Genomic DNA, 16,879 nt, shown 5'->3' on the forward strand with positions numbered 1-16,879 from the left:
CCTCCCGGTACGGCAGAATGGATCGGTGCAGTCCCCCGACGACGTCGCCACCGCGATCGGCCGCAACGTCCGCGCCCTGCGCCAGCAGCGCCGGATGACCATCGACGCGCTCGCCGCCGCGTCGGGGGTCAGCCGCGGCACGGTGATCCAGATCGAGACCGCGCGCGGCAACCCCAGCATCGGCACGCTCGTGCACCTGGCCGAGGCCCTACGCGTCGGCGTGACCTCCCTGGTCGACGGCGACGCCACCCCGCGCGTCGTCCTCCGGCGCGCCGAGCAGGCCGTCCCGCTGTGGAGCAGCGAGGCCGGGAGCACCGCGGTGTTCCGGATCGGCACCGACCCGCCCGACGTCGTCGAGCTCTGGGACTGGATTCTGCAGCCCGGCGACGCGTTCGACGGCGAGGCCCACCCCATCGGCACCGCGGAGGTCCTGTCCGTGCTGCACGGCCGGCTCGGGCTGCGGGTCGGCGCCGCCGAGCACGAGCTCGGCGAGGGGGACACGGTGATGTTCCAGGCGCACGTGCCGCACCGCTACGCCGGCGTGGGCGACGGGCCGGTCCGGTTCACGATGGTCGTGCTGCAGCCCGGCGACGCGGGGCTCGTCCCGCCGACCTCGATCGCCCCGGCGGTGCCGGACGAGCTGTGACGCTCTTCGCACTACCTCCACGCGCGCGAAGGGCGAGAACGCGAGAACCCCGGCCGGGACCGGCCGGGGTTCTCGTGGCGTGGTGGTGGAGCTGAGGGGAATCGAACCCCTGACCTTCTCGATGCGAACGAGACGCGCTACCAACTGCGCTACAGCCCCAGGCCTGCAGGCCTTCCGGCCGTGCAGGAGGAACCATATCAGCCGCTATTCGCCGGCTGCACGGCGGTAGGTCCTCGCGTGTCCGCGCCGCCCCTCGTCGATGTCCAGCGGCAGCTCGTCCTCGTCCTCGTCGACGTCGACCAGCTCCGTCCCCGCAGGCAGCGGGGGCGGCGGGGCCGGCTGGAGGCGCGGCAGCGCGGGCTCGAAGCCGGTGTCGGCCGGGTCGTCGCCGCCGACCGTGCGGCGCTTCGCGGGCAGCACGCCGACCGGCTCGCCGGTGCCGCGGACGCGATCGGGCTCGCCGTCGTCGGCGGTCCAGTCGTCGTCCCCGGCGTCGTCCCGGTCGTCGTCCCCGGCGCGGTCGCCGTCCTCCGCGCGATCGGCGGAACCGTCCGGTTCGTCGTCGTACCCCGCCTCCGCGGACCCGTCGTGGGCGTCCCGGGGCCGGGCGGCCTCGCGGCCCCGGCGGGCCCAGTCGTCGAGCTCGGGGTCGTCCGCGGCCGCGGCACGGCGGGTGCCTGCCATGCGGGCCGCCCGGCGGGCGCGGATCGCCTCCTCCATCCGCACCTGGCGGCGCAGGTACACGAGGTACCCGACGAGGGTGAGGTCGACCAGGCCGTGCACCCACCAGATCGCGGGCAGCACGAGCAGGGCGACGCCGGCGGACACCACGGCCAGCACCAGCAGCCCGATCACGACGCGCTGGCGGAAGGCGTAGCGGGCGCGGGCGGCCAGCGCGGCGGCCTCGGGGTCGAACCCGCCGCGGCCCGGCCGGAAGGCGGCCGGGGGACGCTCCCAGCGCCGGTCGTCGGCCTCGTCGCCCTCCCGCGGCTCGCGCCGGGCCGGAGCGGCGCCCGCGCCGTCGCCGCGCCGGTCCTCCTCGTCCCAGGAGTAGTAGCCCGCGGCGGCGTAGCCCTCGTCCGGGTCACCGGCGGCCGGCCCGTCACGGTCGGTGCCGTCGAGACCGGTGGCGTCGAGGTCGGCTCGGTCGTCGCGCCCGTCCTCGTCGAGCCGGTCGTCGAGCCGGTCGTCGAGCCCCTCGTCGTTCCGGTCGTCGAGACGATCGGCCTCGAGACGGTCGGCCTCGTGGGCCTCGCCCCCGTCGTGGTCGTCGCTCGCGTCGAGGTCGCCCACCGGCGCGGCGAGGCCGTCGTCCGTCTCGTCGGCCGCACCCCGTTCGGCGAGGTCCGCGTCGTCGGGCTCGTCCCGCTCCTCGCGCGTCGCCTCGCGGGCGGCGGGCACGCGGGCCCCCGTGCCGGGTCCGGTGCTCGTCGCGAGGGTGGCGCCCCCGCGCTCGTCGTCCGTGTCCATCCCGTACACCTCCAGGCTCCGGTGCCGCACGGGCCGCGCGAGCACCCGGCCGGAGAGCGCGGCCGGACTGGGCCGCACGACCTCCTGCTGACGCCGCGCGACCGCCGGGACGAGGATCAGCAACCACAGCACCACGAGACCCGCGAAGATCAGCGAGCTGGGCACGGCTGCCTTCCTCCCCCCGAACGGCGCAGTCGAGACGCGTCCCCCTCCGGCAGCCGGAGCCAAGATCACGCCCGGAGCCACCACGGTAGTGAGCCCGAACGTGGGATCCGGCGAACGACGCGCCGTCATCACACGCGGGTTCCCTGATTCGCCCGGGACGGGTGTGACGGTTGGTGTACGAGTGAGCACTGCCTGCGACGACGCACCGTTCCGGGCACGCGCCGCCACCCCTCGGGGGAGGTCAGGCCCGGGAGGCCCTTCCCTCCGCGACGAGCCGCGCGGCGAGACCGCCCGGCGGCAGCTCCTCGACGGTCTGGGCGAAGCAGAGGTGGTCGCGCCAGGCCCCGTCGACGTCGAGGTAGCGGCGGAAGAGGCCCTCCTCGCGGAAGCCGAGCTTGGTCAGCACCCGCAGGCTCGGCCCGTTCTCCGGGCGCACGGTCGCCTCCAGCCGGTGCAGGCCGACGGGCCCGAAGCAATGGTCGACGGCGAGCGCCACGGCCGCGGTCGTGACGCCCTTGTTCGTGACCCGCGCGTCGCACCAGTAGCCGACGTAGGCCGAGAGCAGCGGCTCCCGCACGACGTTGCCGATCATGACCTGACCGACGAGCCGGCCGTCGAGCGTGATCGCGAAGGGCAGCGCGGCCCCGCGCCGGCCGGCCGAGCGCAGCAGCCACCAGCGGCCGGGCCACTCCCCCGGCGAGTTCCGGCGGGCCCAGCCGCCCGGTGTCGACGGCTCCCACTGGACGAGGTGCTGCTGGTCGCGGATGCGGATCTCCGACCAGGCGGCGCCGTCCGAGAGCTTGACCGGCCGGAGCTCCACCCGGCCGCCGGGCACCGCGAGGGGTCCGAGCCGCGCCGGCCACCCGGGGTGACGCCCGGCGTACTCGGGCAGCGAGTGGGCCACCGGGCGCTACCGGCGCGTGGAGAGCAGGCTGACGTCGACGCGCTCGTCCACCGTGACGTCCGTGGCCTCCTCCGGCACCGTGATCAGCGCGTTGGCCTCGGCGAGCGTGGCCAGCAGGTGCGTGCCGCCCGTGGCGAGGGGCTGCACGAGGTAGTCCCCCGACGCCACCTCGCGCAGCAGCCGGCCGCGCAGGTAGGAGCGCCGCCCCGGGGGTGAGCTGATCGGCGAGGTCAGCCGCGCCGACACGAGCCGGCGGTACGGGTCCGGCATGCCGAGGCCGAGGCGGACCAGTGGCCGGACGAACACCTCGAACAGCAGCAGCGCGGTCGCGGGGCTCGACGGGAACAGGAAGGTCGGCACCGCGTCCCGGCCGAGCCGGCCGAAGGCCTGCGAGGAGCCCGGCGACATCGCGACCCGGGTCGTGTCGATCTCACCCAGCCCGGTGAACGCGGCCCTGGCCTCGGCGCCGGCGTTGCCGCCCGCCCCGCCGCACACCACCACGACCTCGCTGAACGGCAGCAGGTCCTCCACCGCGGACCGCAGCTCGCGGGCGTCGCAGCGGACCAGCCGCGGCGGGCGCGGGATCTCGGCGCCCGCCTCGCGCGCCGCGGCCGCGAGCGCGGAGGAGCAGACGTCCGGCACGTGCCCGGCCGACGCCGGCCGCGCGACGTCGACGAGCTCGTCGCCCATGGAGACGACGGAGACCCGCGGGCGCGGGTGCACCAGCACCTTGTCCCGGCCGGCGGCCGCGAGCAGCGCGACCTGGGCCGCCCGGATGAGGTCGTCCCGGCGCACGGCGACGTCCCCGGGCTGGATGTCCTCGCCGATCCGGCGCACGTACGCCGCGGACGGCACCCCGCGCCTGACCTGCAGGCGCGCGGAGCCCCCGTCCGTGTGCGCAAGGGGCAGGACGGCGTCGGCGAGCGTGGGCAGCGGGGCGCCGGCGGTGACCCGCACGGCCTGCCCGGGCTGCAGCCGCAGCGGCTGCCGCGACCCCGCGGGGATCTCGCCCACGACCGGCAGTCCGACCGGCTCGGCCTCGCTGCCGCCCACGACGTCGACGCTGCGCACGGCGTAGCCGTCGATCGCGGCCTGGTCGAAGCCGGGCAACGCGCGGGAGGTCACGACCTCCTCGGCGCTGCGCAGACCCTGGGCGTCGGAGATCGCCACGCGCACGGGCGCGGGCCGGACCGCGATCTCCAGAACCCGTTTGAGCTGCTCGTCGACACTCCGCACGACGTCAGTTTTCCAGTCGCTCCCGCAGCCAGGTGCGCAGGGACGCGCCGTAGTCCGGGTGCTGGAGCGCGAAGTCGACGAACGCGCGGACGTAGCCGCCCGGGTTGCCGAGATCGTGCCGGCCACCCCGGTGGACCACGATGTGGACCGGGTGGCCCTCGTCGATCAGGAGCTGCACGGCGTCCGTGAGCTGCAGCTCGCCGCCCGCCCCGGGCTCGATCCGGCGGAGCGCGTCGAAGATCGCCCGGTCCAGCACGTACCGGCCGGCGGCGGCGAAGGTCGAGGGCGCCTCCTCGGCGGAGGGCTTCTCCACCATGCCGTGCACCTGCTTGACGTCCGGGTCCCCGGTGTCGCTGACGTCGAACACCCCGTACGGCGAGATCTCCTCCTTCGGGATGTCGAAGGCGCACAGGACGCTGCCGCCCTTCTCGGCGCGCACCTCGATCATCCGGTTGAGCACCCCGGTGGGCAGGACGATGTCGTCCGGCAGCAGGACCGCGATCGCCTGCTCGTCCTCCGCCAGGGCCTGCTCGGCCTGGGCCACCGCGTGCCCGAGCCCCTTGGGCTCGTACTGGTAGACGGTCTTGACCTCGAGCAGCCCGGGCGCCCGCCGGACCTTCTCCAGCAGCTCCTCCTTGCCGCGGGCCTCGAGCGTCTTCTCCAGGTCGGGCGCCGCCTCGAAGTACCCGGCGACGGACTCCTTGCCCGGCGAGGTGACGATCAGCAGCTGCTGCGCCCCCGCCTGGGCGGCCTCGGCGGCGATCAGCTCGACGCCCGGGGTGTCGACGACGGGCAGCAGTTCCTTGGGCACGGCCTTGGTCGTCGGGAGGAAACGCGTGCCCAGACCGGCGGCGGGGACGACGGCCGAGCGCAGGACGGAGGGCTGGCTCATCCCGCGAGCCTATCGGCGCGGCTAGCGTGGGCGGGTGCTGGAGCGCGAAACGGCCCACGAACCGGGTGCCGGCCGGGCCGGGCCGGAGGACGGGGGGACCCGGGGTGACGACGCCGCGCCCCCCGGGGTCGCCCGGCGGAAGGACGCGCTGCGCGCCCGGCTGCTGGCCGGCCGCCGCGCGCTGACCACCGAGCAGCGGGCCGCCGCGGCGGAGGAGCTGCGCGGCCACGTGTTGGAGCTGGCCCAGGAGCTGCGCGACGGCCCGGTGTGCGCGTACCTGCCGATCGGCGCCGAACCCGGGTCGACCGCGCTGCTCGACGGGCTGCGCGCCGCGGGCCGCTCGGTGCTGCTCCCGGTGGTGCCGCCCCGGCCCGGGCCCCTGGACTGGGCCGCCTACACCGGCCCGGGCTCGCTCGGCCCCGGCCCGCTCGGGCTGCGCGAGCCGACCACCCCGCGGCTCGGCCCGGCCGCGCTGCGCACGGCGGTGCTCGTCCTGGTGCCCGCGCTGGCGGTGGACCGGGCCGGACGCCGGCTGGGTCGGGGCGGCGGCTACTACGACCGCACCCTGGGCGCCGTGCCGCCGGGCGTGCCCGTGGTGGCGCTGCTGCACGACGGCGAGCTGCTCGACGAGGTGCCGGCCGATCCGCACGACCAGCCCGTCACGGGTGTGGTGCTGCCGACCCCGGGAACCGTCGCGACGGGGAACAACGGACGGGGCTGACGGGTTATGCTGGCACTCGCTCCTACAGAGTGCCAGTTTCCGGAGGATCACGTGCCGACCTACCAGTACGCCTGTACCGCTTGCGACCACCGGTTCGAGGCCGTGCAGTCCTTCTCGGACGACGCGCTCACCGAGTGCCCCGTCTGCGGCGGCAAGTTGCGCAAGGTCTTCTCCTCGGTCGGGATCGTGTTCAAGGGCAGCGGCTTCTACCGGACCGACAGCCGGTCCGGCTCGAGCACCGTGAGCTCCTCGAGCTCCTCGGACGGCGCAGGCGCCGCCGCGAAGTCGGACTCCGGCTCCGGGTCGGGCCCGGCGAAGACCGACTCCGGCTCATCGTCCACCAGCGCCCCCGCCGCGGCCGCCTCCTGAGCCCTCCGGGGCGGGAGTTGTCCACACCCCGCCCCGTTCCTCCACAGGTCCATGACCAGGCCGGGAGCCCGTGCGCTCCCGGCCTAGCGTCACGGGCATGGCAGAGCGTCGCGCCCGTCCGGCCCCGCGGGGCACCCCGGGCGGTTCCCAGGGTGCGCCCGGCCCCGTCGAGGCCGTGGCCGCGTTCCTCGGCCGGGCGAGCTGGCGTCGGGCCGTGCTGGTCCGCCGGTGCGTCGCCGGCGTGCTCGTGGCCGTCGCCGCCGTGCTCGCCCTGTCCCCCGGCGCCGGCGGCGGCACGGCGCAGGTGGTCGTGGCCGCCCGGGACCTGGCGCCGGGAAGCGTCGTCGCCGCGGCCGACCTGACCGTGGCGACCTGGCCCGCCGACCTCGTGCCGGCCGGTGTGGTCGGCGTCGCGGCGGCCGAGGGCCGCGTCCTGGCCGGCGCCCTGCGCGCCGGCGAACCCCTCACCGACCTCCGCCTGGCGGGCGCCGCCCTGGCCGCGGCGGCCACGGGCCTGCCCGACGCCGCGGCCGTGCCGGTCCGGCTCGCCGATCCGGACGTGGCCGCGTTGCTCACTCCGGGTGTCCGGGTGGACGTGGTGGCGGCCGCACCGGAGGGCGGCGAGCCCATCGTGCTCGCCGACTCCGCGGTGGTCCTCACCGTGCTGGAACCCGGCGGCACCCCCGCCGGGAGCAGCGGGCGCGGCCGTTCGGCGCTGGTCGCGCTGCCGCGGGAGCTCGCGACGCGCGTCGCCGCCGCCTCGCTCTCCGATCAGGTCGCCGTTACCCTCCGTTGACGGAAGCGATCAAGCAGTCGGTCGGGTCACCGGAGGGGAACCGTGCTCAAGGGCTTCAAGGACTTCATCCTGCGCGGCAACGTGGTGGACCTCGCGGTCGCGGTCGTCATCGGCGCCGCGTTCACCGCGATCGTCACCGCGTTCACGAGCAGCATCATCCAGCCGCTGCTCAACGCGATCACGCCGCCGGACGTGCCGGCCCTGGGCGTCCAGCTGCAGGCCGACAAGCCCAGCACCCTGATCAACTTCTCCGAGGTGATCGCGGCGGCGATCAACTTCCTGATCGTCGCGGCGATCGTCTACTTCGTCTTCGTCCTGCCCATTCAGACGATCAAGAACCGCCGCAGGCGGGGCGAGGAGCCGGGCCCCGCGGAACCGACGGACGTCGAGCTGCTCGCCGAGATCCGCGACCTGCTCAAGGCGCAGGCGAACTCGAGCGGCAACGGCCGCCACCAGGCCTGATCCCCCTCCGCGCCGACGGACCGGTCATCGGGCGGCTACCGGTCCCGGTCGTGGTGCGGCGGGCGGTTCGCCCGGTACCACTCCTCGTCCCGCTCGCGGTCGGCCGGGCGCGGGTCGTCGAGCTCGTCCCGGGTCACGTCGGGCATCGTGTCGCCGAAGACCTCCGCGAGCCTGCGGCGCACCCGATCCGGCAATTCGGCCATTCCTCCATCGTGCCAGGCCACAGCGGGCCGGTTCCGGTGCATCATGGCGGGACGGCCGGACGGCCGGTGACCGGGTGACGAACAGCGGGGGAGACCCATGGGCTTGCAGGACAAGGGCAAGGGCTTGCAGGACAAGGGCAAGGAACTGCTCGACAAGGCCAAGCCGTACCTCGAGCAGGCCCAGGAGAAGGCCGGCCCCTACCTCGACAAGGCGTCCGAGAAGGCGGCGCCCTACGTCGCGAAGGCCAAGGAGAAGGCCGGCCCGTACGCGGTGCAGGCGCGCGAGAAGGCCGGGCCGCTGGTGGAGAAGGCGGCGCAGAAGGTCGACCACGTCACCAAGCACAAGTACAGCGACAAGATCGGGACGGTGAAGGACAAGGTCGGCGAGGTCCTCAAGCAGAGCGGCACCCCGGCCGGCGGTGCGACGGGCGGGAGCGGCACGACGAGCACGACGGGGACCACCGGCACGACCGCCCCGCCCACCTCGACCACCGCGACCACCGCGACCACCGCGCCCACCGCGACCCCGGGGCCGACGAGCCCGGCCCCGCCCTCGCCGACGCCGACCGCGACCCCGGGCACCGGCACCGGAGCCGCCCCGACACCGGGAACCGCCGCGACACCCGGAACCTCGGCGGCACCAGGCACCGGCGTGACGCCGGGAGCCACCGACGCGGACGCCGGGACGAAGCCGGGTACCGGCACCACCCCGTCGGTCTGACGGCCGCGCTCCGGGCGGGCCGCCGGGAGGCGCGCTCAGTGCGGCGCTGAGGCGTCGAGCTCGGGTGGGGAGGCGCGCTCAGGCGTCGAGGCGGGACAGCTCGCTGATGACGTGCGTGACGAGCGGCGAGAGCGTGGCCATCCCGTCCCGCACCGCGGCGCGCGAGGAGGCCAGGTTCACCACGAGCGTGCTGCCGGAGATGCCGACCAGCCCGCGGGAGAGCCCGGCGTCGACCGCGCCGGCGGCGAGCCCGGAGGCCCGCAGCGCCTCGGCGATGCCGGGGATCGGGCGGTCGAGCACGCCGGCGGTGGCGTCGGCCGTGACGTCGCGGGGCGACACGCCGGTGCCGCCGACCGTGATCACCAGGTCGACGCCGCCGATCACGGCGGTGTTGAGCGCGTTGCGGATCGCGACGGCCTCGCCCGGCACGGTGATCGCGCCGTCGACCACGAAGCCGGCCTCCTCGAGCAGCTCCGCGACGAGCGGACCGGTGCGGTCCTGCGTCTCGCCGTGGCTCACCCGGTCGTCCACGATCACCACGAGGGCACGGCCGAGCTGCGGGGTCGCCATCTCCATGTGCTCACCGTAGTAGTCCCGGCACGGGCGGGCGCCTCGGGTGGTGGGTTCCCCGCCCGGTCGGAGGGGTCGAGGAGGGCGGGACCGCGCCGGCGCTGGGAGGGGGTGCCGGCACCGACGCGGGCCCTGTGACCGCGTCGCGGGGCACCACGACACGGACACATCCATCATGACCCGAAATGCGTCCCGCGCGCTGCTCGCGGTCCGGATCTGCGCCGGTTGACATGTCCGGCTCCCCCGGCGGCCCTAGCTCGGCTCGCCCGCGAGGGTGACGGTGACCCGGCGATCGGCGAGGGTGAGTCCGACCTGCTCACCGGGCTCGTGGTCGCGGATCGCGGCGACCAGCTCGTCGCCGTCGGAGATCGGCCGGTCGGCGACCCGGAGCACGACGTCGCCGGGGTGCAGCCCGGCCTGCGCGGCGGGACCACCCGGCGTCACCTGCCCGACGACGGCGCCGCCGCTCGCGGGTTGCCCGACGCCGGTGACCGTGACCCCCAGGACCGCCCGGATCGCCCGGCCGGTGCGGTTCAGCTCGTCGGCGACGCGGCGTGCCTGGTTGACCGGGATCGAGAAACCGACGCCGATCGAGCCGCCCTGGCTGCCTCCGGTGCTGGCGATGGCCGAGTTGATCCCCACGACCCGGCCCTGGAGGTCCACGAGCGGACCGCCGGAGTTGCCGGGGTTGATCGGGGCGTCGTGCTGGACGGCGTTGAGCACGGTCGCCTGCCCGCCCTGCTCCCCGCCGACGCTGACCGCCCGGTCGAGCGCGCTGACGATGCCGGTGGTCACCGTGCCGTCGAGGCCGAGCGGCGCGCCGATCGCCACGACCTGCTGGCCCACCCGCAGGGACTCGGAGTTGCCCAGCTCCGCCGCGGTGAGCCCGGTCGCGCCGTCGAGGCGGACGAGGGCGAGGTCGGAGCCGGAGTCGCGGCCGGTGATCCGCGCGGGGAAGGCGCGCCCGTCCTGCAGGAGCGCGGTGACGGTGCCGCCCGTGGCGGCGGCGGCGACCACGTGGTCGTTGGTCAGCACGAGGCCGTCCGGGCTGAGCACGACGCCGGAGCCCTCGTCCTCACCGGGGCCGCCGCCCTCGACCTTGAGCAGCACGACGCTCGGCAGCACCTTCTCCGCCACCGCCTCGACCGGCGTGAGCTGCGCCGACGCGGGATCCGCCTGCGGCAGGGGCCGCGCCAGCGCCCCGTCGGACACGCTCCGGCCCGCGAGCGTCCAGCCGATCCAGCCCCCGGCCAGGCCGGCGAGCAGCGCGAGGACGACGGCCGCGGCCGCCAGCGGGGCGTAGCGCCGCAGCTGCCCCGCCTCGGGCGAGCGGTAGACCGACCCGGTCGGAGCCGGACCCTCGCTCGCGGGGTGCGGTTCGACGGTCGGCGCGGCGGGCACCTCGGCCACGGGCGCGGGCGGGGGATGCACCGACTCGATCAGCGCGTGCCGACCCGTGTCCGTCATCGGATCGGGCACCGACAGACCTTGCGGCGGCGTCGGCTCCCCCGGGTCCCCCGGCACGAGGGGCGGGCCGCCGACCTCACCGCCACCCTCACCGACGGCCCCACCGCCGATCTCGCCGTCGCCGGGGTTCCCGTCGGGCGTGCGCCCGGCGGCGTGCCGCCCTCCGGCGCCGTGGCCGGAGCGCTCGTCGTCGGTCATGCGGGTCCCGTGCTCCTCGCTCCGGCGGCGCGTCCGCGGCCACCGCCGCGACAGAGTAGGCGGCGGTACCGCGCCGGCGTCCGCCGGCTCCGACAATATCTCCCTTCTTGACAGGCTTTGTTGTCGGTGAGAGCGTGGGGATCGTGACGAACCGGACGGCGGGCGGAACCGCAGTGATCCAGGACGGGGCGGCCGCCGCGGTTGCCCTCGACCCCGTCCGGGCCCGGCTGCTGCGGGCCCTGCGGGAACCGGGCTCGGCCACCTCGCTCGCGGCCGAGCTGGGCCTGACCAGGCAGAAGGTGAACTACCACCTGCGCGCACTGGAGGCCCACGGCCTCGTCGAGCTGCTCGAGGAGCGGCGCAAGGGCAACATGACCGAGCGCGTGCTGCGGGCCACCGCGAGCGCCTACGTCGTGTCCCCGCAGGCCTGGGCCCTGGTGGCGCCGGACCCGGAACGCGAGCCGGACCGGTTGTCCGCCCAGTGGCTGCTCGCCCTCGCGGCGCGGCTGCTCCGGGAGGTCGGCACGTTGATCACCCGGGCCGGCCGCAAGCGGGTCGCCACGTTCGCCATCGACGGCGAGATCCGGTTCGCCACCGCCGCCGACCGCGCGGCGTTCGCCCGCGAGCTCGGCGAGGCCGTCGGCTCGCTGGTCGCCCGCTACCACGACGAGACGGCACCCGGCGGGCGCCCGCACCGCGTCGTCGTCGCCGTCCATCCCGCACTGCCCGACACCGGGTCCCGGCCCGACACCGGATCCGGCACCGGGAACCGGTCCGACACCGGGACCCGGCCCGACACCGGGTCCACGACACGACACGAGGAGTCGCCGTGAGCCGCCCTTTCGAGATCCGCCGCGAGGTGGTCCTGCCCGTGAGCCCCGAGGAGGTCTGGCGCGCGATCGCGACGCCGGAGGGCCAGGCCGGCTGGTTCATGACGGGCCCCGACCCGGCGGAGGTGGGCGCCGAGATCGACGAGGACGCGCCGAACCGGCTCGAGCAACGCTTCGGCACCCAGGCCATCGAGTACGTCCTGGAGGCCGCGAGCGGCGGCACGACCGTGCTGCGGTTCGTGCACAGCGGCATGGCCGAGGACGACTGGGGCGACGAGTTCGAGACCATGACCGGCTTCGGCTGGGACCTCTACCTCTTCACCCTCGGCGAGTACCTGCGCCACTTCCCCGGCCGCCCCGCGGTGTACGTCGAGGCCGAGGCGCCGAACACGCCCGACGCCTGGAAGCGCGTCCTCGCCGCCCTCGGCGACCCCGCGGAGGGCGACGCGGTCGAGGTCCTCGGGGTGCCCGGCGTGGTCGACAAGCGCACCGACCACTACCTGGGCGTACGCACCGCGGACGCGCTGGTCCGCTTCCACGAGCGCTCCCTGATCGGGATGCCGGTCGCCGTCGGGCACCACGACTACCGGTCCGGGGTCGACGTGCAGGCGGAGGCCGCGGCCTGGACGCGGTGGTTCGCCGACACGGTCCGGGGCTGACGGGGGGTCAGCCCGGGGTCGCCATCCCGGCGGCGCGCTCCTCCGGCGGCAGGACGTCACCGCGACGGCCGGGCAGCCGCAGCGAGAGCAGCGCGCCGCCCTCGGGGGCCGGGCCGGCCCATGCCGCCCCGCCGTGCCGCACCGCCACCTGCCGCACGATCGCCAGCCCCAGCCCGGAGCCCGGCATCGTGCGGGAGGTGTCGGCGCGGTAGAAGCGCTCGAAGACGTGCGGGAGGTCGGCCTCGGCGATCCCGGGGCCGGAGTCGGCGACCTCGACGACCATCGTCCAGTCGTCGAGCGGCACCATCCGCAGCCGGACCGTGCCGCCGGGCGGGCTCCACTTCACGGCGTTGTCCAGCAGGTTCAGCACCGCCCGCTCCAGGGCGGTGGCGTCGCCGACCAGCGTCCACGGCACCGTCGTCACGTCGAAGTCGAGGTCCCCGGCCCGCCGGCGCACCCGCTCCAGCGCCCGCTCGACGACGTCGGTCATCTCGACGGGCTCCCGCGGCACCGCCGGGGCGTCCTCCCGGGCCAGCTCGGTGAGGTCGCCGATGAGCTGCGTGAGCTCCTCGACCTGCGCCCGGACGTCGGCCAGCATCTCCTTGCGGTCCTCGGCGGGCAACGTCGGGGCGCCCGGCTCGGAGGCGGCCGCCAGCAGCTCGAGGTTGGTCCGCAGCGAGGTCAGCGGGGTGCGCAGCTCGTGTCCGGCGTCGGCGACCAGGCGCCGCTGCTGCTCCTGCGAGGCGGCCAGCGCGCCGAGCATCTCGTTGAAGCTCTGGGTGAGCCGGGCGAGCTCGTCGGAGCCGCTCACCGGGATCGGCCGCAGCTCCCCCGTCGCCGTGACCCGCTCGGCCGCCGCGGTCAGCCGTTGCACCGGGCGCAGCCCCGCGCGGGCGACCGCCACGCCGGCGAACCCGGCGAGCACCACCCCGATGCCACCGATCACCGGCAGCGCCGTGGCCAGCTCGGACAGCACGGCCTGCGTCGAGTCCATCTTCTGCGCGATCACGAGCGCCCGGCCCTCGCCGGCCTCGACCGCGACCACCCGGTAGCCCGCCGCCGTCCGGAAGGTCTCGTCCTCGTCGCCCCGCGCGACGTCGAGCTCCGTGTCGCTGAGCGGCGGCGCCGAGGCGGCACCCTCGGCGGACTGGGCGAACCCCGAGGCGTAGAGCAGCGCCACGCGGATGTCCCCGGCACCCAGCACCTCCGGCGGGATCGTCGAGATCAGCTCGGGCTTGGCGAGCTCGCTCTGCGCCGCGGCCGTGGCGCGCTGGGAGAGGTTGTCGTCGAGGGTCTGCAGGATGCTCTCCCGCACGATCAGGAAGGCGGCCAGCGAGACCAGTACGACGACGCCGGCCGCGACCCCCGCGGCCAGGATCCCGATCCGCGCGCGCAGGCTGACCCGGTCGAGCCGCTCCCGGGCCGAGGCCCAGGGCCCGCGCACGGTCACGGCGGCGTCTCGCGCAGCACGTACCCAACGCCGCGGACGGTGTGGATGAGCCGGGACTCGCCCTCGGCCTCGGTCTTGCGCCGCAGGTAGCCGATGTAGACCTCGAGCGCGTTGCCGGTGGTCGGGAAGTCGTAGCCCCAGACCTGCTCGAGGATCTGCGCGCGGGTCAGCACCCGGCGCGGGTGCGAGAGCAGCAGCTCCAGCAGCGAGAACTCGGTGCGGGTCAGGCTGATCGCCCGCTCCCCGCGGCGGACGTCGCGGGTGTCCGGGTCCAGCGAGAGGTCCGCGAACTCCAGCACCTGCGACTGCCCCGCGGCCGCCGCGATGTCGTCGGCCGTCCGGCGGCGCAGCAGGGCGCGCAGCCGGGCCAGCAGCTCCTCCAGGGCGAAGGGCTTGGGCAGGTAGTCGTCGGCCCCGGCGTCGAGCCCCGCGACCCGGTCGGACACCGCGTCCCGCGCGGTGAGCACGAGGATCGGCAGCTCGTCGCCGGCCGCACGCATGCGCCGGCAGACCTCCAGCCCGTCCAGCCGCGGCATCATGACGTCGAGGACCATGGCGTCCGGCCGCTGCGCGTCGACGGCCTCGAGCGCGGCCAGCCCGTCGCTCGCGAGATCGACCTGGTAGCCGTTGAAGGCGAGCGAGCGGCGCAGCGACTCGCGCACCGCACGGTCGTCGTCGACGACGAGGATTCGCATGGCGGCCAGTCTCGCGCGAGGTTCTGAGAAGCGTCTGAGAGGGCCCCGTGCTCACCGGCTCCGGACCGGGAGCCGTTCGGGGCCGGCGTGCGTGCTACGCCGAGACCGGCTCCCGCTGCGCGCTGCGCTTCTCGACCATCGCCGAGACCGTCGCGACGCCGAGGCCGGCAAGCGCGAGGAGGGCCGCGACGACGTTGGGAGCGGTCAACCCGAACCCCAGCGCGATCGCCACCCCGCCGAGCCAGGCGCCGAGCGCGTTGGCCAGGTTGAACGCGGCGTGCATCGATCCCGCGGCCATGTGCGGGGCGCCCGCGGCGCCGTCGATGATCCGCAGCTGGGCCGAGGGGATCAGCGAGAAGGTCGTGACGGCGAACAGGAACAGCACGATCGCCGCGCTGACCGGGTGGTGCATCGCCGGCACCAGCGCGAGCGCGACGACCGCGTCGGCGGCCAGGACCAGGCGGATCGCGCGCATCGGGTCGATGTCCGCCAACCGCGCGCCGAGGGAGTTGCCGATCGTCATCCCTACCCCGAACATCGCCAGCAGCAGCGTGATCGCGGCGGCCGGGTAGCCCGCGACCTCGGTGAGCATCGGCGCGACGTAGCTGTAGCTGGCGAAGAGGGTCGCCCCGCCGAGGACCGCGATGAGGAGGGTCAGCCAGACCGGGCGCCGGGTCAGGGCCCGCAGCTCGTCGGCGAGCCGGGGCCGCCCGCCCTCGGGCCGGACGTCCGGCACCACGAACCGGATGAGGACAGCGGCGACCAGCCCGACGACCCCGACCGCCGCGAAGGTCCACCGCCAGCCCACGAGCTGGCCGAGCAGCGTGGAGAGCGGGACGCCGATGATGTTCGCGACCGTGAGGCCCGCGAACATCAGGGCCATGGCGCGGGCGCGCCGGTCGGGCGCCGCGAGCGAACCCGCCACGATCGCCGCGATGCCGAAGTACGCGCCGTGCGGCAGGCCCGACAGGAACCGCCCGAGCATCACGAGGTGGTAGCCCGGCGCGACCGCGGAGAGCAGGTGCGCGACGCCGTACAGCCCGATCATCACGATCAACGCCCGGCGGCGCGGCAGCCGGGTCGCGGCCGCGATCAGCAGCGGCGCCCCGACGACGACGCCGATCGCGTAGGCCGACACGAGGTGCCCCGCCTCGGGGATCGAGACGTGCAGGTCCCCGGCCACCTCCGGGAGCAGCCCCATGACGGTGAACTCGCCCGTCCCGAGGGCGAACGCCCCCAGCGCCAGCACGAGCAGCGCGACGCGCACCGACCGCACCGAGACCCCCTTACGCATCGCGAAAGCCGAACCGTTCCAGGGTAGGTCGCGTTCAGGCCCTGCCGCGTGTTCGACGGGTCACCCCGGATCCGAAGCGCGTCCGACCGCACCTCCGCCGCAGAGCGCCCGCCGGGACGAAGGCGCGTAGGGTCGGAACCACAGCAGTTGTCGAGGGGCGCCGCCCGGTCGCCCGACGAGTCGTTACCGCCGGGCGCAGGGAGCCGGGAACGGCGGCGCCCCCGGTGCCGCACCCGAACGAGGAACCTGAGGTTTCATGCCCTCCGCCACCAGCGGATTCACCCTGTACGGCGACGTCCCCGACGCGGGGGTGCCCTCCGGTCTGACCGGGGTCGGTCACAGTTCCGTCGACCTGCCGACGGGGCGGATCGAGCTCGTCCACCCCAGCGACGCGCTCGACCAGATCTACGCGCAGAACTTCGGCAAGGACGGGACGGAGCCGCCCTACTGGGCGCAGCCGTGGCCGAGCGGGATCGAGCTCGCGGAGACCGTGGCGCGCGCCGACGTGGCCGGGGCGCGGGTTCTCGAGCTCGGCTGCGGCCTGGCCCTGCCGAGCCTCGCCGCGGCGCAGGGCGGGGCCCGGGTCCTGGCCACCGACCACGCGCCCGGCGCCCTGGCCTTCGCGGCCCACAACGCCCGCCGCAACGGCATCCGGCTCGAGGTGGCGCAGTGCGACTGGTCCGACCCCTGGTCGGCGATCGCCGGTGCCCCGTGGGACCTCGTCCTGGCCGCCGACGTGCTCTACGGCCACGATTTCCTCGACGCCCTCGCCGGCCTGCTCCCCCGGCTCGTCTGCGGCACCGGCGAGATCTGGCTGGCCGATCAGGGGCGCCCGCCCGCCCGTGACTTCCTCGCCGGGTGCGAGCGATGGGCGACCGTCGGGACGACCGGCACCGCTCACCCCGAGGTGAGCGTGCACCGGCTCCGTCGGCACGCCGCCCCCGCCGGGAGGCCGACGGCGACGCAGCGGAGCTGACCGCTCCCGGTAGGCTGCTGCCAGGCCCTCGTAGCTCAGGGGATAGAGCACCGCTCTCCTAAAGCGGGTGTCGCAGGTTCGAATCCTGCCGGGGGCACCACCCTTGACCAGCCGTTTCGCTGAGCCGGGGCATGCTCGTCCGACGATGATCACCG

At 75.5% G+C, this 16,879-nt stretch carries 19 protein-coding genes and 2 tRNA genes; 10 read left to right on the forward strand and 11 right to left on the reverse strand.

Features of this window, described 5'->3' with window-relative positions:
• Positions 1–25: 25 nt before the first annotated feature.
• A complete protein-coding gene (locus tag ACFQH9_RS18165; protein ID WP_379567329.1) occupies positions 26–646 on the forward strand; it encodes a helix-turn-helix domain-containing protein in 621 nt (206 codons plus the stop codon).
• An 83-nt stretch (positions 647–729) separates the two neighbouring features.
• Here ACFQH9_RS18165 and ACFQH9_RS18170 read toward each other — a convergent pair.
• The 5 genes from ACFQH9_RS18170 to ACFQH9_RS18190 all read right to left on the reverse strand — a co-directional run bounded on the left by ACFQH9_RS18170 (position 730) and on the right by ACFQH9_RS18190 (position 5,313).
• Positions 730–805: transfer RNA gene (locus tag ACFQH9_RS18170), tRNA-Ala, on the reverse strand.
• A gap of 45 nt (positions 806–850) precedes the next feature.
• Positions 851–2,281 carry a divisome protein SepX/GlpR gene (sepX, locus tag ACFQH9_RS18175; RefSeq protein WP_379567330.1) on the reverse strand — a complete coding sequence of 477 codons (1,431 nt, stop codon included), beginning with the start codon at positions 2,279–2,281 and terminating at the stop codon, positions 851–853.
• Positions 2,282–2,522: 241 nt separating this feature from the next.
• The gene (locus ACFQH9_RS18180; protein WP_379567331.1) at positions 2,523–3,185 is read right to left on the reverse strand and encodes a GNAT family N-acetyltransferase; all 663 of its coding nucleotides are present in this window, start codon (positions 3,183–3,185) and stop codon (positions 2,523–2,525) included.
• A 6-nt stretch (positions 3,186–3,191) separates the two neighbouring features.
• The gene (glp, locus tag ACFQH9_RS18185; protein ID WP_379567332.1) at positions 3,192–4,421 is read right to left on the reverse strand and encodes a molybdotransferase-like divisome protein Glp; all 1,230 of its coding nucleotides are present in this window, start codon (positions 4,419–4,421) and stop codon (positions 3,192–3,194) included.
• A gap of 4 nt (positions 4,422–4,425) precedes the next feature.
• Positions 4,426–5,313, reverse strand: a complete 888-nt coding sequence (locus ACFQH9_RS18190; RefSeq protein ID WP_379567333.1) for a UTP--glucose-1-phosphate uridylyltransferase — start codon at positions 5,311–5,313, stop codon at positions 4,426–4,428.
• Between the two features lie 34 nt (positions 5,314–5,347).
• On the opposite strand from ACFQH9_RS18190, the gene ACFQH9_RS18195 reads away from it, so the two are divergent.
• From ACFQH9_RS18195 to mscL, 4 genes are all read left to right on the forward strand, one after another.
• Positions 5,348–6,034 (forward strand): 5-formyltetrahydrofolate cyclo-ligase, encoded by a 687-nt coding sequence (locus tag ACFQH9_RS18195; RefSeq protein WP_379567334.1) that lies wholly within the window; start codon positions 5,348–5,350, stop codon positions 6,032–6,034.
• Positions 6,035–6,085: 51 nt separating this feature from the next.
• Complete coding sequence (locus ACFQH9_RS18200; RefSeq protein ID WP_379567335.1) at positions 6,086–6,403, forward strand: FmdB family zinc ribbon protein; 318 nt, start codon at positions 6,086–6,088, stop codon at positions 6,401–6,403.
• 97 nt (positions 6,404–6,500) lie between these two features.
• Complete coding sequence (locus ACFQH9_RS18205) at positions 6,501–7,199, forward strand: SAF domain-containing protein (protein WP_379567336.1); 699 nt, start codon at positions 6,501–6,503, stop codon at positions 7,197–7,199.
• A gap of 42 nt (positions 7,200–7,241) precedes the next feature.
• Complete coding sequence (mscL, locus tag ACFQH9_RS18210) at positions 7,242–7,661, forward strand: large conductance mechanosensitive channel protein MscL (protein ID WP_379567337.1); 420 nt, start codon at positions 7,242–7,244, stop codon at positions 7,659–7,661.
• 35 nt (positions 7,662–7,696) lie between these two features.
• Here the strand turns inward: mscL and ACFQH9_RS18215 are convergent, their stop codons facing one another.
• Positions 7,697–7,864 carry a hypothetical protein gene (locus ACFQH9_RS18215; RefSeq protein WP_379567338.1) on the reverse strand — a complete coding sequence of 56 codons (168 nt, stop codon included), beginning with the start codon at positions 7,862–7,864 and terminating at the stop codon, positions 7,697–7,699.
• 97 nt (positions 7,865–7,961) lie between these two features.
• Here ACFQH9_RS18215 and ACFQH9_RS18220 point away from each other — a divergent pair, with 97 nt between their 5' ends.
• Positions 7,962–8,585 carry an Rv0909 family putative TA system antitoxin gene (locus tag ACFQH9_RS18220; RefSeq protein WP_379567339.1) on the forward strand — a complete coding sequence of 208 codons (624 nt, stop codon included), beginning with the start codon at positions 7,962–7,964 and terminating at the stop codon, positions 8,583–8,585.
• 78 nt (positions 8,586–8,663) lie between these two features.
• Here ACFQH9_RS18220 and ACFQH9_RS18225 read toward each other — a convergent pair whose 3' ends face one another.
• The gene (locus ACFQH9_RS18225; RefSeq protein ID WP_379567395.1) at positions 8,664–9,155 is read right to left on the reverse strand and encodes a MogA/MoaB family molybdenum cofactor biosynthesis protein; all 492 of its coding nucleotides are present in this window, start codon (positions 9,153–9,155) and stop codon (positions 8,664–8,666) included.
• A 252-nt stretch (positions 9,156–9,407) separates the two neighbouring features.
• Entirely contained in the window at positions 9,408–10,820 is a 1,413-nt protein-coding gene (locus tag ACFQH9_RS18230; protein WP_379567340.1) for a S1C family serine protease, read from the reverse strand.
• A 143-nt stretch (positions 10,821–10,963) separates the two neighbouring features.
• Between ACFQH9_RS18230 and ACFQH9_RS18235 the strand changes: the two genes are divergently transcribed.
• Positions 10,964–11,653: an ArsR/SmtB family transcription factor gene (locus ACFQH9_RS18235; RefSeq protein WP_379567341.1), complete on the forward strand. Its 690-nt coding sequence runs from the start codon at positions 10,964–10,966 to the stop codon at positions 11,651–11,653.
• Positions 11,650–12,309, forward strand: coding sequence for an SRPBCC family protein (locus ACFQH9_RS18240; RefSeq protein ID WP_379567342.1), 660 nt, complete (start codon positions 11,650–11,652; stop codon positions 12,307–12,309). The genes ACFQH9_RS18235 and ACFQH9_RS18240 overlap by 4 nt, the downstream gene beginning before the upstream one ends.
• 7 nt (positions 12,310–12,316) lie before the next feature.
• Here the strand turns inward: ACFQH9_RS18240 and ACFQH9_RS18245 are convergent, their stop codons facing one another.
• From ACFQH9_RS18245 to ACFQH9_RS18255, 3 genes are all read right to left on the reverse strand, one after another.
• Complete coding sequence (locus ACFQH9_RS18245) at positions 12,317–13,759, reverse strand: sensor histidine kinase (protein WP_379567343.1); 1,443 nt, start codon at positions 13,757–13,759, stop codon at positions 12,317–12,319.
• Complete coding sequence (locus tag ACFQH9_RS18250) at positions 13,756–14,454, reverse strand: response regulator transcription factor (RefSeq protein ID WP_379567344.1); 699 nt, start codon at positions 14,452–14,454, stop codon at positions 13,756–13,758. The genes ACFQH9_RS18245 and ACFQH9_RS18250 overlap by 4 nt, the downstream gene beginning before the upstream one ends.
• Positions 14,455–14,548: 94 nt before the next feature.
• Positions 14,549–15,748 carry an MFS transporter gene (locus ACFQH9_RS18255; protein ID WP_379567345.1) on the reverse strand — a complete coding sequence of 400 codons (1,200 nt, stop codon included), beginning with the start codon at positions 15,746–15,748 and terminating at the stop codon, positions 14,549–14,551.
• A gap of 256 nt (positions 15,749–16,004) precedes the next feature.
• On the opposite strand from ACFQH9_RS18255, the gene ACFQH9_RS18260 reads away from it, so the two are divergent.
• Complete coding sequence (locus ACFQH9_RS18260) at positions 16,005–16,724, forward strand: class I SAM-dependent methyltransferase (RefSeq protein ID WP_379567346.1); 720 nt, start codon at positions 16,005–16,007, stop codon at positions 16,722–16,724.
• 24 nt (positions 16,725–16,748) lie between these two features.
• A tRNA-Arg gene (locus ACFQH9_RS18265) sits at positions 16,749–16,824 on the forward strand.
• The last annotated feature ends 55 nt before the right edge of the window (positions 16,825–16,879 follow it).

This window comes from Pseudonocardia lutea (assembly GCF_042658055.1).
GTDB lineage: Bacteria > Actinomycetota > Actinomycetes > Mycobacteriales > Pseudonocardiaceae > Pseudonocardia > Pseudonocardia lutea.